Origin of the sequence: Streptomyces sp. NPDC090499, from assembly GCF_044769305.1 — a bacterium.
Taxonomy (GTDB): Bacteria; Actinomycetota; Actinomycetes; order Streptomycetales; family Streptomycetaceae; genus Streptomyces.
In genome coordinates this window covers 73,207-88,030 of record NZ_JBIVXP010000022.1, presented here as the reverse complement: position 1 = coordinate 88,030, position 14,824 = coordinate 73,207, and the positions used below count along the sequence as shown (strand labels likewise).

Annotated in this window: 10 protein-coding genes and 2 pseudogenes; 8 read left to right on the top strand and 4 right to left on the bottom strand. The window is 69.3% G+C overall.

Features of this window, described 5'->3' with window-relative positions:
- Positions 1-167: 167 nt before the first annotated feature.
- Positions 168-2,672 (top strand): SpoIIE family protein phosphatase, encoded by a 2,505-nt coding sequence (locus ACIQVL_RS44535; RefSeq protein ID WP_403478349.1) that lies wholly within the window; start codon positions 168-170, stop codon positions 2,670-2,672.
- 513 nt (positions 2,673-3,185) lie between these two features.
- On the opposite strand, the pseudogene ACIQVL_RS44530 reads toward ACIQVL_RS44535, so the two are convergent.
- Positions 3,186-3,606 (bottom strand): annotated as a pseudogene (locus tag ACIQVL_RS44530) (TetR/AcrR family transcriptional regulator); the annotation flags it as partial.
- A 187-nt stretch (positions 3,607-3,793) separates the two neighbouring features.
- On the opposite strand from ACIQVL_RS44530, the gene ACIQVL_RS44525 reads away from it, so the two are divergent.
- The 3 genes from ACIQVL_RS44525 to ACIQVL_RS44515 all read left to right on the top strand — a co-directional run bounded on the left by ACIQVL_RS44525 (position 3,794) and on the right by ACIQVL_RS44515 (position 7,317).
- Entirely contained in the window at positions 3,794-4,297 is a 504-nt protein-coding gene (locus ACIQVL_RS44525; protein WP_403478348.1) for a TetR/AcrR family transcriptional regulator, read from the top strand.
- A 414-nt stretch (positions 4,298-4,711) separates the two neighbouring features.
- Positions 4,712-6,343: an ISL3 family transposase gene (locus ACIQVL_RS44520; RefSeq protein ID WP_403478347.1), complete on the top strand. Its 1,632-nt coding sequence runs from the start codon at positions 4,712-4,714 to the stop codon at positions 6,341-6,343.
- Complete coding sequence (locus tag ACIQVL_RS44515; RefSeq protein ID WP_403478401.1) at positions 6,340-7,317, top strand: threonine/serine dehydratase; 978 nt, start codon at positions 6,340-6,342, stop codon at positions 7,315-7,317. Before ACIQVL_RS44520 ends, ACIQVL_RS44515 begins: the two co-directional genes overlap by 4 nt.
- 319 nt (positions 7,318-7,636) lie before the next feature.
- Here ACIQVL_RS44515 and ACIQVL_RS44510 read toward each other — a convergent pair whose 3' ends face one another.
- Entirely contained in the window at positions 7,637-10,327 is a 2,691-nt protein-coding gene (locus tag ACIQVL_RS44510; RefSeq protein ID WP_403478346.1) for a cellulosome protein, read from the bottom strand.
- Between the two features lie 119 nt (positions 10,328-10,446).
- A pseudogene (locus ACIQVL_RS44505) lies at positions 10,447-10,827 on the bottom strand (transcriptional regulator); the annotation flags it as partial.
- Positions 10,828-11,211: 384 nt separating this feature from the next.
- Here ACIQVL_RS44505 and ACIQVL_RS44500 point away from each other — a divergent pair.
- Both ACIQVL_RS44500 and ACIQVL_RS44495 read left to right on the top strand, forming a co-directional pair.
- Complete coding sequence (locus ACIQVL_RS44500; protein WP_403440733.1) at positions 11,212-12,162, top strand: NmrA/HSCARG family protein; 951 nt, start codon at positions 11,212-11,214, stop codon at positions 12,160-12,162.
- 109 nt (positions 12,163-12,271) lie between these two features.
- Positions 12,272-12,739, top strand: coding sequence for a MarR family winged helix-turn-helix transcriptional regulator (locus ACIQVL_RS44495; RefSeq protein ID WP_403440736.1), 468 nt, complete (start codon positions 12,272-12,274; stop codon positions 12,737-12,739).
- A gap of 120 nt (positions 12,740-12,859) precedes the next feature.
- Here the strand turns inward: ACIQVL_RS44495 and ACIQVL_RS44490 are convergent, their stop codons facing one another.
- Positions 12,860-13,348, bottom strand: coding sequence for a carboxymuconolactone decarboxylase family protein (locus ACIQVL_RS44490; protein WP_403478345.1), 489 nt, complete (start codon positions 13,346-13,348; stop codon positions 12,860-12,862).
- Positions 13,349-13,469: 121 nt separating this feature from the next.
- On the opposite strand from ACIQVL_RS44490, the gene ACIQVL_RS44485 reads away from it, so the two are divergent.
- Together ACIQVL_RS44485 and ACIQVL_RS44480 are read left to right on the top strand one after the other, a co-directional pair.
- Positions 13,470-14,393 carry a pirin family protein gene (locus ACIQVL_RS44485; protein ID WP_403478344.1) on the top strand — a complete coding sequence of 308 codons (924 nt, stop codon included), beginning with the start codon at positions 13,470-13,472 and terminating at the stop codon, positions 14,391-14,393.
- Between the two features lie 22 nt (positions 14,394-14,415).
- Positions 14,416-14,754 (top strand): GNAT family N-acetyltransferase, encoded by a 339-nt coding sequence (locus ACIQVL_RS44480; protein WP_403478343.1) that lies wholly within the window; start codon positions 14,416-14,418, stop codon positions 14,752-14,754.
- Positions 14,755-14,824: the final 70 nt, after the last annotated feature.

The following is a 14,824-nucleotide window of genomic DNA, read 5'->3' as shown; positions in this document are numbered from 1 at the left end:
CCAATCCGCAGGACCACTCCGCCTTGACGCTCAGCCGCCTGCCACGGATCACGCCATAAATGGCAAAATGATACAAACCAGCAACGCCGAGTTCCGGAGTCACGGCTGGACATGCGCGCGTCAGCGCAGCGCAAGGTAGGCACCTGGACGAGAGCGAGATGAGCGCCATGGAGCAGTATCCCGTCGGCGACCCAGAACAGGGCCTCACCTCGAACGAGGCGGATGCGGCGTTCACGGCGCTCGCCACCGTCGACCAACGCGGCATCGTGACGGGATGGAACACCGGATTCGAACAACTGCTCGGCTACTTGCCGGTAGAGATCCTGGGTCGGCCGGCGGTCTCACTTCTCGCCGACGAGCCTGCGGCGAGCGCTCTCCCGCTCTTTTCAGAGCTGCCGAGGTGGCATGGCACATTGACTCTCCGGCACCGTGACGGCCACCGTCTGGAGGTCAGGGTCATAGCTCACCGCCGGGCGCTGGAGGGCGGGACCCACGACTGGGTCCTGGTCTCCGCCGTGGCCGGGACACAACCCAGCCCCGGGGACGACGCGCTCATGAGGCGGGGTTTGCTCGACTCCCCGTGCTGCCCGACGGCGCTGCTCGACACGAGTCTGCGCTACCGCCGGTGCAACCAGGCCGCCGAGGTGGCAATGGACCTGAGCGACGAGGACATGCGCGGGCTCCGGCTGAGGGACGTGATGCTGGGTGACCCCGTGGCCGAGGAGGTCGAGTGGCGGATGCTGAGGACCTTGGAGACCGGTGAGTCGCAGTACCTGGAGAGGCATGCGCGCGCCCCCGGCGAGACCCGGGACCACGCCTGGTCGATCCACCTCTTCCGCCTGGAGGACCAGGACGGCCGTGTCCTGGGCGTGGCCTCCACCTCGCACGACATGACGGAACAGTACTGGGCCCGCAAGCGTCTCCAGCTGATCGCGGAGGCCAGCACCCGTATCGGCAGCACGCTGGACGTGAGGCGGACGGCAGAGGAACTGGCGGCCGTGGCAGTGCCGGACCTCGCTGACTTCCTCTGCGTCGATCTGCTGACGTCCCTCGACGACCTACCCGAGCAGCCTCCGGGAGCGTTGAGGGCAGGCACCCCTCTCGCGCTGCGGCGCGTCGCCCACCGGTCCGTGTTTCCGGGCACCCCCGAGGCCGTCGTCGCCGTTGACGAGGTGGATCAGTACCCTGAGGGCTCCCCGTCGGCAGAGAGCCTGCGGTCAGGACATGCAGTGCTCTACCAGGTGACCGACCGAGCGATTCCCGACTGGTTGGCGAAAGACTCGCTCCGCAGCTCCCGGATCCGCGAGTTCGGCTTCCACTCGGCGATGGCCGTTCCCCTGACGGCGCGCGGCACCACCCTGGGCGTAGTCGTGTTCGCCCGCCATCGGCACCCCGACCCGTTCCAGCAGGACGATCTGGTGCTGGCCGAGGAGCTGGCGGCCCGGGCGGCGGTCTGTATCGACAACGCCCTGCGCTACACCCGCGAGCGCCGCACGGCCGTCACCCTGCAGCGCAGCCTGCTGCCGCAGAGTCTGCCCGAGCAGGCCGCCGTGGAGGTCGCATCCCGGTACCTCCCAGCCGGGGCGCGGGCCGGGGTGGGCGGAGACTGGTTCGACGTGATCCCGTTGTCCGGGGCCCGGGTGGCACTGGTCGTGGGAGACGTCGTGGGTCACGGTATCCATGCCTCCGCGACCATGGGCCGGCTGCGGACCGCCGTGCGCACCCTCGCCGATATCGATCTGCCTCCCGACGAGCTGCTCACCCATCTGGACGACCTGGTGGCGCGCCTGGCCACCGAGACGGACGGCGCGGTGGGCGTCCCCCCTCGTCATACGAAGACGGAAGCGTGGGGGACGGCCGACTCGGACGGGGAAGGCACCGGGGAAGGCACGGGGGATGTCGGAGCGACCTGTCTGTACGCCGTGTACGACCCGGTCTCCCGTCGTTGCACGCTTGCCCGGGCTGGGCATCCGCTGCCGGCCTTGGTGCGCCCGGACGGCACTGTGGAACTGCTCGACCTTCCGGCGGGACCCCCACTGGGCCTGGGCGGGCTGCCCTTCGAGTCGTTCGAGACCGAACTTCCGGAGGGAAGCCTGCTCGCTCTCTACACCGACGGCCTGATCGAGTCCCGCGACAGCGACCTCGACGAAGGCATCTCCCGGTTGTGCCAGGCCCTCAGCGGTCCCGCGGCCTCCCTGGAGACGCTGTGCGACACGGTCCTGGAAGCTCTGCTCCCGCGGCGGCCCGCGGACGACGTGGCCCTGCTCGTTGCCCGTAGCCGCGCGCTCGACGCCGACCATGTCGCCACCTGGGGTGTGACACCCCATCCGTCCGCCGTCGCCAAGGCGCGCAAGGACACCGTCGAGCAGTTGAAAGCGTGGGGCCAGACCGAGGCCGCCTTCGTCACCGAGCTGGTCGTCAGCGAATTGGTCACCAACGCAATCCGGTACGGCGAGCCGCCGATACAGCTACGTCTCATCCTCGACAGGAGCCTCATCTGTGAGGTCTCGGACGCCAGCAGTACCGCTCCCCACATGCGCCGCGCCCGCACCTACGACGAGGGCGGCCGGGGGCTTCTCCTGGTCGCTCAGCTGACCCAACGCTGGGGAACCCGCCAGAGCGCCGCGGGCAAGACGATCTGGGCGGAACAGGACGCGGATCTAGGTCTATGACCAGGCTTGTGCTCGCTGCTCGTCGGCCCAGGCTGTGCGGGTCACTGCCCTGCGGCTCCCTGGCACCCTGCCGACGCGGAAGCTCCGACTGGCCCGCAGTACCAGCCGGTTGCCGCACCGACGCCCCGCCGTTCCACCCGCTCGGACTCGTCCACGGTCGGCCCGCCCCGCTCCACGGCGTGCTGTCCCTCGCCGAGAGCCCGTTCGAGCGCGCCTCGGCGCGATCGGCTTCCCGGCGTCCGCCGGGTACGGGCGATCACCGAGCGGGCCGACCGCACGGGTTCGCCACTCGCCGCCAAGCGGCCCGACTCGCCCCGCGTCCCGCTACGGAAAGACCCACCCGGCCCCGTGCGCGAGTTGGGCGGCCGCGTGCCGGAAGAGCCGGTTATTGTCCTCCACGACTCCATTGAACTGGCTGCACACCTACAATCTCCACCGCGGACACACCGCGCTCAAGGGCAAGCCACCCGCCAGCCGCGTCCCCAACCTGACGGGTCAGTACACCTAGGGCGCGAGGTCTGCGGGGACGGGCGTACGCGCCAGGCCGCGCCGCTCGAACGCCTCACGCACGATGCCGATCAGCACGAAGGGCGACCCGAGCGGCCGGTCGGACGGTCGTGTCCGGCGCGGAGCCCCGGGCACCGGTGAGCCGTAGATCAGCGCGTATTCGTGCGGAATGCGCCAGCGCCCAGCGGCGCGCCGCCTCGCACACGGCGACCCAGCGCTCCGCCGGGGCGGCAGCGGCCTGCGCGGTCTCGGCGGCCTCGCCGAGGGAGTCGTAGGCGTCGATGATCAGTGCGGTGAGCAGGTCGTCGCGGCTGGAGAAGTAGCGGTAGAGCCCCGAGGAGACCATCCCGAGCTCGCGCGCGACCGCCCGCAGCGTCGGCTTGGCCGCGCCCTCGGCCGCGAGCTGTCTGCGGGCCTCGTCTTTGATGGCCGTGGTCCTGCTTCTTCATATCCGATAGGTCGCTCGGCGCAGTCGGCAGGCGTGCGAGTTTGGACGCCGGCGGCTTGAGGCGTTGGCTGCTGTAGCATAACCGGGGGATTCCCCGGTTAGGAGGCAGTGAACGATGGCACCCCGGCTACTGCGGGCCGACGCCCGCCGCAACTACGAACGACTCGTGGCAGCCGCCCGTGAGGCCGTTGCCGAGGAGGGTCCGAAGGTCGCGCTGGACGACATCGCCCGCCGCGCGGGTGTCGGCAACGCCACCCTCTACCGGCACTTCCCCACCCGCGACTCCCTGCTGGTCGAGGTGTACTCCGCCGACGTGGGCGCACTCAGTGCCGCGGCCCGTGAACTGCTGGAGACCACGAAGAACGGCCAGGCGCTCAGGGCCTGGCTGGTGGTCTTGGTCGAGTACCTCATCTGTCGCCAGGGCCTGGCTTCGGCCTCGCTCAACACCGTCGGGGAGAGGGAAGACCTCATTGGCAATTGGCACGAGCCGCTGGAGGCGGCCCTCTCGGAGCTGCTCACCGATGCTGCCGCGAACGGCACAGCCCGAGCGGACGTGAAACCCGCGGAACTGTTCATCATGGCCAACGCCATCGCGACCGCGGCTGAGTCGGCCGCAGATGCAGTCACTCGCATTCTTGACATCGCCTTCAATGGCGTCGCACCTCGCTGACGGGACTGAGGCGGACACGGCCCTGGGAGGAGCGCCCCGGTCGGGCCGACTCCCAGACGATGCCCGTCGTGCTGGTGTCGCCTGTGCATCACAGCACAGTAATGCCTTCCGTACGCTGGCCGAGGCGGTGTGGGTGCGGCACGGCGCGGCCGTGAGCCGGGTAATGGCGAATGCCCGCCCTTTGTGGCGAGGCCAAGGAGGCGGCCCGCGCCGGCCGCATTGCCGTGCGGAGGTATCTGCAGATGGAGAGGCATGGGCTGTTGGGCCGCGCAGAGCTGGTTCGGGCACTTTCGGACCGGTGACGTCCCAGCCGACACCGCGTACGTGCACACGGTTGAACCGTGGCTCTTCCAAGATTTCCGTGAAGCCGGTCATGTTTCCGTGCGCCGGTGACGCTCCGTCACGGGCGGCGGGATGCTCGGTCAGTGTGGGGAGTTGCTGAAGACGGTGTTTCCGCACCTTGGCGGGGTGCTGGTGGAGCAAGTGTCGGCAGAGGGCGGTCTGTTACGGATCGTGGCGAGTACGGCATCGGCGATCTCAGCGTCGTGCCCGGACTGCGAGGTTCTGTCGAGACGTCGGCACAGCGGCTACGAGCGCCGGCTCGCCGACGACGCAGTCGGAGGCCGGCGGGTGTCCATCACGTTGACCATCCGGCGCCTGTTCTGCGACAACCCAGGCTGCACGAGAGTGACGTTCGCCGAGCAGGTTGATGGGCTAACCGTGCGTTACGGTCGGCGGACTCCGCAGTTCACGGGCCTGTTGGGCGCGATCGCGGTGGCCTTGGCGGGCCGCGCCGGTGAACGCCTGGCGGCCCGGCTGCCGGCTCCGGTCAGCGACACCACTTTGCTAAGCCTGGCCATGGACCTGGCTGATCCGTACGCACAGACACCCCGGGTGCTCGGGGTCGATGAATTCGCTACCCGCAAGGGCCACAAGTACGGCACCGTGCTGGTCGACTGCGAGACCCACGCACCCATCGACCTGCTGGCCGACCGGGAGTCGGCGACGTTCGCGGCCTGGCTCACCGACCACCCCGGAGTGGAGATCATCTGCCGCGACCGCGGCGGCGCCTTCGCGGACGGCGCTCGCGCCGGCGCCCCCGACGCCGTCCAGGTCGCCGATTTGTGGCACCTCTGGCACAACCTCGCCGAGGCCGTGAAGTCCCTGGTCAGCAAGCACAGTTCCTGCCTTCGCGAACCGGCACCCGCCCCGGAGTCACCCCCTGAAGTCCTACACCCGCCGGTCTCCCACGCGGGCCGGCTGGCCGAGCGGGTCCAGCAGCACCACACCGCCGTGCACAATCTGATCGGCCAGGGCCTCAACATCCGGGCCGTCGCCCGCCGCCTGGAGCTGTCCCGGAACACCGTCCGCCGTTATGCCCGCGCCGTCACCTGGGAGGAACTGGCCACCGGGCGCTGGCAGAACCTCCCCAGCACCCTGGACCCCTACAAGCCCTACCTGCACCAGCGGTGGCACGAGGGCCACACCAACGGCGCCAAACTCCACGCCGAACTCCGTGAGCGCGGCTTCACCGGCTCCTACTCCGTCGTCCGCGACTACCTCCGGCGCTTGCGCCGTCTGCCCGACGATGCCCCGCACCCACACCGGCCACCCGGCACCCGCAAGGTCACCGGCTGGATCACCCGAAACCCCGACCGCATGAACGACGACGACCAGCAGAAACTCAAGGCCATCCTGGCCCGCTGCCCCGAACTCGAAGCCGCCACCGGACACGTCCGCTCCTTCGCCGCGATGATGGCCATCCGCAGCGCGAGCCGCCTGCCCGAATGGATCGCCGCAGCCCAAGCGGACACCGCCATCGGCCTCCGCGGCTTCGCCGACGGCCTGCTCACCGACCTCGACGCCGTCGTCCTTGGCCTGAGCACGGAATGGAGTTCGGGCTGCGTCGAGGGCAGAGTCACGGACATCAAGTTCCTCAAGCGCCAGATGGGCGGCAGAGCCGGACTCCCGCTACTCCGCAAGCGCGTCCTGCTCGTGGCCGCCGACCGTCGGCAACACAGAGTCACAACCCAGGCAACTCACTGACCGGCTTCACGGAAATCTTGGAAGAGCCACGGTTCAACCGCCGCCGACACCCGATCTTTCTCGACACTCCGCTGTACCGCTGCGAGGCGCTGGAGCCCGATCTCGGGTGCACGGTGAGCATCAAGCTCGAAACGGCGAACCCGGTCCGCAGCTTCAAGGCCCGTGGCACCGAGATAACGGCGAATCTGCTTGCCGACAACGGCTCGCGAGCCGTCGTGTGCGCCAGCGCGGGCAACCTTGGCCAAGCCCTCGCATGGTCGGGGCGTGGCCGGGGGCTCGACGTGACCGTCGTGGCATCCCGCTTTGCGACCGTGGCCAAGCTTGACCGTATCCGCGCCTTGGACGCCAGGTTGGAGCTGGTGGACGGCGACCACGAGATGGCACGCGAGCGGGCGGCGGCCATCGCGCGGCACGACGGCATCCGGCTGCTCGAAGACAGCCTGGATATCGAGACCTGCGAGGGCGCGGCGACCATCGGCCTGGAACTGGTGGACACCGCCCCGTCGTTCGACACCGTACTGATCGCTCTCGGCGGCGGGGCGCTGGCCACCGGCGTGGGTCATGTGGTGAAGGACCTGGCACCCGAAGTCGAGGTGATCTGCGTCCAGCCGCTGGGCGCACCGGCGTTGACACACTCGTGGCGCGAACGACGTGTCGTCACCACCGATTCGACCGACACCATCGCCGACGGCGTCGCCGGCCGGTACCCGATTCCGGCCGTCCTGGACGACCTCCTCCTGGTTGCTGACGACGCTGTCCTGGTCCAGGAGGCGTCGATCATCGCCGGCATGCGGATACTCCTCGATCACGCCGGCCTCGTCGTGGAACCGTCGGCCGCGCTTGGCATTGCAGCGATCCTCGAAGACCGCGACCGCTTCGCCGGCCGGCACGTGGTCACCATCGTGTGCGGCAGCAACGTCGACGTAGACGCCTATCACCGTTGGGTCGGTGCGGCTCCCCTCCACCGGTCCTGATGCTCAGGCCCGGAGCTCGTAGCTGTCCTGGTCGGGCCGGGTGTGCAGGCGTCCGCGTTCTCTGTGGGTGCGGAGGGTCCAGGACTGCGGGCAGTCGCCGTCGCTGATGAGAGCGCGGAGGGCCAGGACGGCTCCGGATCCAGGGACGCTCCACGGGCTGCCGGTGATAGCAGCTCAGGGTCGCGGACGACGGCCCGTGCGTGGAGGGGGGAGGGCTGCGCCGGGTCGTCTGTGGTCTCCTTCGGAGACCGGCGCCGGCCGCACCCGCCTCCGCTCCCAACCTCCGCGACCAGGAAGACAAACGCAGTGAACTGGCTGGTCAGAGCGGGGGTTGCGGAGCGGTCCACTGTGCCGCCAGCGGTGTGACGGTGACCTGGTCGATCACTGGTGCGTACGGGGAGCGTTGGCCGTACTGGTTGTAGGTGTCTCCGTCGAAGTCGGGCAGTTCGTCGGCTGTGAAGGTGAGCCGGTTGGTGCCCTGTGCCAGGGTGACGGGGACGGTGAGGTCCCGGAAGTTGTTGAAGTGCAGGGTGGTCGGGAACAGGATTCTGCGGGGCGGGCCGCCGTTGACCGAGAGGTCGGCATGGCGTGCGACCGGGTCGGGGTTGTAGTGGGTGGCGGGGGCCTGTTCGGCGTTGGAGTAGCGGATGGTCAGGGCGTGCCGTCCGGTCCCGGCGGCCACCACGTCGATCGTCAGGGCGTTGGCGGTGCCGCCGCCGATGCCCGTGACGGCCTTGCCGCCCACTGCGAAGGTGTGCGCGCCGGTCACCCTGGCCGTCCCGGAGACCGTGCCGTTCTCGGCTTGGTGGACGCTGGGCACCAGGGTGCCCGTCGACCGTGAGACGCGGAGCCGGTCGAGCACGAGCTCCCCCGAGGTGCCGGTGACGGTGATCTTGTTGATGCCGCCGGACAGGAACACCTTGACCGGGTGCGTGCCCTTCCCGCTGCCGCCGATCGGGGGGATGTCCAGGTTCTCCCCGTTGAGCGCGAGGGCCGCCCGGCCGCCGCCCAAGTGGTCTACGGACACGGTCGATTCGCCGTCGACGGGCGAGTGGACCCAGAAGGTCGCCGAAGCGCCTCCGGGCAGGGGTACCGCTCCGGGGCCCGAGGCGTCGGTGTATCCGTAACCCGGCCGGGTGCCGCGGAGATCGGCGTACCCGGCTTCGTACACGGGCGGCCGGATCGCGTTCTCGTCCCGCAGCGCCAGGTCGATCCTGTCGACGAACGCGTCGCCCTTGGTGACGCCGAGGTCCGGATCCTGCGCGGCGAGCGTGACGGTGTGCTTGCCGGCGGTCAGGTCCGCCGTGGTGTCGGTGCGGCCCCAGACCGCCCGCTTGTAGCCGAGCGGCAGACGCAGCTCCTGCGGGTGCCGGCCGTCCACGCGGAGGAAGACGTTCGTCGGCCCCTGGTCCTTCACCAGGTCGTCCAGGTGGTAGGAGTTGGCGAAGACGCTGAGGTCGTACGTCCCGTCCTGGTCCGCCTCCACCTCGAAGGAGAGTACGAGGTCCGAGCCGGTGCGCAGGCCGCCCACGTGGTAGGTGCCGGACGTCGCGAACTTCCCGACGTCGGAGGGCGTCCCCTCGGGGCCGTTCCTGGAGTAGCCGCTGCCGGTGTGGGCGGCGTCCTCCGCCAGGTAGGTCCTGCGCCGGCCCGGCGACGGAGCCGTCGGGGCTCTGCCGGTCCCACCCGGGGAGAGGACGACCTGGTACGCGGACATGGCGTTCATGCCGTTCATGGCGTTCATGCCGTTCATGCCGTTCATCGGCAGGGTGACGGTGCCGTCGGCGCCGACCTCGATCTCCTGTTCCGCCAGCCGCAGCGGCTGCGCCGAGTCGCCGACCTGCCCGGTCCACGGGATCTCCCACACGCTGGCGTGCACCGTCGTGCCGAACAGCGCGGGGTCGATGTTCCGGAAGGCGACGTCCGCGTCTCCTCCCTGGCCGCCGAACAGCAGTCGGCACTGCCTCTTGTCCTCGTCGAGCGTGGCCACGCCCTGGAGCGTGTACTGCACGTTGGGGTGCGGTGCGGTCACCGCGACCGTGTGGCCGGACAGTTGGCCGTAGGCGTTGAACAGCCACCACTGGCCGTTGCCCTTGTTCGCCTCCACGGCCGAGTCGTTCAGGTTGCCGTCGATGTTCCAGTACGCCAGGTCCGCGTCGATCTTGGAGTCCTCGATGGCGGCGACCCACTGCACCATCTGGCCCGGCACGGACAGGTGGTAGTTGTGGCCGTACTCGTTGACGTTGACCGGGAGCCGTGCGATCCCGACGTCCCGCTCCATCTGCCGGTACCTCGCGACGTTCGTGCGGACCTCGGCGGGCGACGACAGCTCGTGCCAGGTCGTCACGTCGGGGAGGACGTCGTTGGCCTTGGCGTAGGCGAGGAAGTCCTTGACCTGGTCGTAGAGGACGCTGGTGTTGGGGCCGGCTATGCGGATGTCCGGGGCGAGGTCCTTGATGAGGTGGTGGACCTCCTTCCAGGCCGTGAAGTAGTGCCGTGGGTCGTCCAGCCAGGACGTCCCGTCGTAGCTCCACTCGCCGGTGCCGAACATGTTCCCCTCGGGTTCGTTGAAGGGGACGCAGACGACGTGGTGCCGGTAGGCGCCCATGGTCAGGACCTGGCGGACCTGTTTCCCGATCCGCTCCTTGAAGTCGGCGAGCCGCTCCGCGCCGGTGGCGCCCGGCCACCGGTAGGGGAACCCGCGGTAGATGTCGGTCAGGTAGATGTAGACGTCCTGGCCGCCCGAATCCACGAACGGCGGCAGGATCTCCAGTGCGTCCGCCCCCGGGTGCTGAGGGCCGTCCTGCGCCTTCGTCGACACCGTGCGCAGGTACATGCCCTCGACGAGGGTGCGACTCGGTACGCCGTCTCCGTAGATCCCGTACAGCGTGCCGGCGGCACCGCCGTGGAAGGGGCCGGTGTCGGTACCGAGGTCGATGACGAGCCGCTCCGGCCGATCCGGTCGCACCTGTTCTTGCGGTCGTACCGGTCGTTCCGGCTCTGCGGTCACTGAGGCCTCCGTGGGTGCGAAGCGTCGGATGTCCACGCTCGACTGCGCATGCGACGCATTGTCGAACCGGTTCGATGGGCAGCGCAGTTGACGATCAGCGCCCGCGTTGACGCCGTTGCTTACGTGAGGCGTTCGTGAAGGTCGGCTTGCGACTGGTTCTGGGTGGCGGCCCAGGTGGCCAGGAGACGGAGGGCGTCGGCGCTGGGGCTGTGGGGGACGGCGGTGTAGATCACGAGCGTGAGGCTGGGGTCGGAATCCAGGGACATGGTCTCGAAGTTCAGCTCCAGATCCCCGACGGCCGGATGATGGATTTTCTTGGGTCCGGTGCGGTGTTGCCGGACATTGTGGTCAGCCCAGCGTTTCCGGAAGGTCTCGCTGCGGGTGGACAGCTCCCCGATGAGGTCGGTGAGGTCCTTGCTGTAGGGGTTTCGGCCGGCCTCCCCACGGAGCATTGCGGCGACGTCGTTGGCGGCTTGTCCCAGTCGGGGGAGGAAGTCGCGGGCCGCTGGCCCGGCCCGGGAGTGGGGGGCGTCACGTCGACGACACGCAGTCGTTCCGTGGTGCCGTACTCGGAGAACTGCACTGCAAGGGACATCTCGTGACTCCGTCCGTCTTCTTCAGTGGATGTGTTCGTTCGAGACTAGCAAGAAGATGATGCATCAACCATCCCGGATGCCGGGGATCTGGACCCGTCGCAGCGATGGGCCGCGCCGGCCGCGCGGCCGTGTCGGCTTCGGGGGGCGCCTTGGGTGGTCACCTGCAGTGCGCCGATCGGGCGGCTTTCACGGCGATCGTGGCTGGATCCCACTCCGCAAGTTGATTCGTCAACCGGATTGTGCTTTGGTTGATGCGTCAACGATCTCTTCTTCGTCAGGGGTAATGACATGAGCGAGCAGAAGGTCATCGCGGTCGCCGGAGCCACCGGCGCGCAGGGAGGCGGCACCGCGCGGGCGATCCTGGCCGATCCGGACTCGGGGTTCACCGTGCGTGCGCTCACCCGGAACCCCGACTCGCCCGCGGCCAAGGAACTCGCGGAGCTCGGTGCGGAGGTCGTGCGGGCGGACTTCCACGACGAGCCGACCGTGCACAAGGCGTTCGAGGGTGCCTATGGCGCCTTCCTCGTCACCAACTTCTGGGCGCACGGTTCGGCGGCCAAGGAGACCGAGGAGATCGGGGTTCTGGCGCGGGCCGCGCAGAATGCCGGGCTGCGGCACGTGGTGTGGTCCACGCTGGAGGACACCCGCGAGCTGCTGCCGCTGGAGGACGAGCGGATGCCCGTCCTCCAGGAGAAGTACAACGTCCCGCACTTCGACGCCAAGGGCGAGGGCAACGAGCTGTTCCGGCGGGCCGGGGTGCCGACCACCTTCCTGAACACCACCTTCTTCTTCCAGGGCTTCCTGTCGGCGATGGGTCCCAAGCGTGCCGAGGACGGCGTGCTGACGCTGACCCTGCCGCTCGAGGACGGCAAGCTGCTCGCGGGCGTGGACGTGAACGACATCGGCCGCACGGCGCTCGCCATCCTCAAGGGCGGCGAGCGGTTCGTCGGCCAGACCGTCGGCCTCGCCGGCGACCACCTGACCGGCGCCCAGTACGCGCAGAAGCTGGGGGCCGCGATCGGCGAGCCGGTGCGCTTCCAGTCGGTGCCCTACGACGTCTTCCGCTCCCTGGGCGTACCGGCGGGCGACGAGATCGCCAACATGTTCCAGTACTACGGCGACTTCGACCAGGAGTTCACCGGTGCCCGTGACCTGGACCTCCTTCGGGAGATCAACCCGGCGCTGAAGAGCTTCGACGACTGGCTCGCCGAGAACGCCGCCGACATCCAGGTGGGCTGACCCGCCACGCGTCTTCAGCGGCACGCCGGTGTGCCGCTGAAGCGGGCGCGCATGCGGTGGGTATCCGGCGCCTATTCGGTGAACTGTCAACTACGTTTACACTTGCTCCATGGAGCAGACGGTGCGTTGGCTGACGGCGGAGGAGCAGCATGCCTGGCGGAGCTTCGTCCGCATGCATGAGAGGCTCATGGGCCGTCTGTCCCGCTTGTTGCAGGCGGAGTCCAACGTGTCGCCTGCGGACTTCGCCGTCCTGGTCGAGTTGACGGACGTACCGGACGGGCGGCGGCGGTTTCTCGACCTTGCCCGGGCGCTGGAGTGGGAGAAGAGCCGGATGTCCCATCACATCGCCCGGATGGTGAAGCGTGGACTGGTGGTGCGGGACGAGTGCCCCGAGGACGGCCGGGGCGCGTTCGTGGTGATCACGGACGAGGGGCGGGCGATGATCGAGGCCGCTGCCCCGCGCCATGTGGAGGCGGTGCGCGAGCTCTTCCTCGACCACGTCACGCCGTCGGAGCTGCGGTTGCTGGCCCGCGTCTCCGAGCGCGTGGTGGAGAAGCTGGACGAGGAACCGGCCTGACCGGCCGAGGTCCGGCTGGACCGGCGGAGGACCGGCCGAGGACCTGCCGAGAGAGAGCCGCACCCTGCCCCCTGCGCGAGCGCAGTCCCGCGGTGCGGCGGGCCGACCGCACCTGTTCGTCTACTCGTCCTGAAGCGGCGGCACCGGGTGCTTGCTCATGACCGACACGCGATTGAACGCGTTGATGGTGACCGCCACCCAGATCGCGGCTGATATCTGGTCCTCGGAGAGGGCCTGCCGTGCGGCCTCGTAGGCAGATGTCTGCGCCGCGGTGTTCAGCGGATCGGTCGTGGCCTCGGCCAGCGCCAGGGCGGCGCGCTCATGGGGAGTGAACAGGTCGGTGTCCCGCCACGCGCTCAGGATTCCGAGTCTCCGCGTTGATTCGCCGGCGCGCAGGGCCGCTCGGGTGTGCACGTCGAGGCAGTAGGCGCAGCCGTTGAGTTGCGACACGCGGAGGTTGACCAGTTCCACGGTGGTGCGGTCGAGCCCGGCCTCGGAGGCTGTTGCCCGGACCGTCTCCGAGGCCTGTACCAGCGCATGGAAGGCCTTGGGGCTCTGCTTGTCGATGAAGATCCTGCGCGGCGGGGAGCTGTCGGGGAGGTTGCTCACGTCGGGGTCTCCTTCGGGCCACGCTCGGAGTGGCCAGTGTTCGGACGGTGTCGTGGTCATTGTCCGACCACCATGACATTATAGTTGATGCAACAACCAGATTGTGTGGGAGGTGCTCTCGGTGAGCAACGTGGAAGTCGACGTCCTGTCGGCACGTGAGGTCCCGCTGGGCGGTCCGCGTGCGATGCACGTGCGGCGAACGCTGCCGCAGCGGGAGCGCACGCTCATCGGCGCCTGGTGCTTCGCCGATCACTACGGCCCGCACCGGGTCGCCGAGTCGGGTGGCATGGACCTGCCCCCGCATCCGCACACCGGCCTGCAGACGGTCACCTGGCTGTTCAGCGGCGAGGTCGAGCACCGCGACACCCTCGGCACCCGCACGCTGGTCCGGCCCGGCGAGATGAACCTCATGACCGGTGGACACGGCATCGCCCACTCGGAGGTCTCCACCCCGGACACCACCGTCGTCCACGGCGTCCAGTTGTGGGTCGCACTGCCTGAGCAACACCGCGACACCGCCCGGGACTTCCAGCACTACGTGCCCGAACCCGGGCAGGTCGACGGGGCCGAGATCAGGGTCTTTCTGGGTTCGCTGGCGGGCCGGACCTCTCCGGTGCGGGCCTTCACGCCGCTGCTCGGCGCCCAGATCGTCATCGAACCGCGCGCGGCGCTCACCCTCGCCGTGGACGAGGCCTTCGAGCACGGCCTCCTCGTGGACAGCGGGGACGTCCGCCTGATCGACACCCTGCTGCGGCCCGCGGAACTCGGCTACGTCCCCCGCGGCGTGGACGCCCTGACGATGGTGAACGAGTCCGACGTCCCCGCGCGGACCATCCTCCTCGGAGGACCTCCCTTCGAGGAGGGGATCGTCATGTGGTGGAACTTCGTCGGCCGCAGCCACGAGGACATCGTGAAAGCCCGCGAGGACTGGGAGGCCTCCTCCGACCGCTTCGGCGTCATCGGGGACTTTCCCGGCGGCCGCCTCCCCGCACCGGCCCTGCCGAACGCCGTGCTCACACCGCGCCGGAACCCGCCGACCCGCTGACTCCCCTGACGAAAGGCTCACCATGAGCGAGTCCTCCACCACCACGGTCGTCGAGCGTGCGGACGCCGATCACCGGTACGAGATCCTGGTCGACGGCCGGCGCGCCGGTCTGACCGCCTACCGTGACCTGGGCGCGCAGCGTGTCTTCTTCCACACGGAGATCGACGAGGCCTTCGCCGGCCAGGGACTGGGGGCACAGCTGGTCCAGCAGGCACTCGCCGACGTGCGCGCGTCCGGAATGCGGATCGTCCCGGTCTGCCCCTACGTCGCCAAGTTCCTCAGGCGTCATGCCGAGTTCGCGGACATCACCGACCCGGTCACGCCGGACGTCCTGCGGTGGCTGGAGGCGCAGCTTGGCTGAGTGCTCCGGGTGAACGAGGCGCCGGGACGGCCCGGTCCCGCCGAGGGTGATGCCTGACGCCGTCTGGTCC

What these genes read in the sequence shown, in the direction of transcription:
- ACIQVL_RS44535 (WP_403478349.1), top strand. Translation starts at nt 168, where the DNA reads ATGGAGCAGTATCCCGTCGGCGACCCAGAACAGGGCCTCACCTCGAAC.
- ACIQVL_RS44520 (WP_403478347.1), top strand. Translation starts at nt 4,712, where the DNA reads ATGCTCGGTCAGTGTGGGGAGTTGCTGAAGACGGTGTTTCCGCACCTT.
- ACIQVL_RS44500 (WP_403440733.1), top strand. Translation starts at nt 11,212, where the DNA reads ATGAGCGAGCAGAAGGTCATCGCGGTCGCCGGAGCCACCGGCGCGCAG.
- ACIQVL_RS44495 (WP_403440736.1), top strand. Translation starts at nt 12,272, where the DNA reads ATGGAGCAGACGGTGCGTTGGCTGACGGCGGAGGAGCAGCATGCCTGG.
- ACIQVL_RS44480 (WP_403478343.1), top strand. Translation starts at nt 14,416, where the DNA reads ATGAGCGAGTCCTCCACCACCACGGTCGTCGAGCGTGCGGACGCCGAT.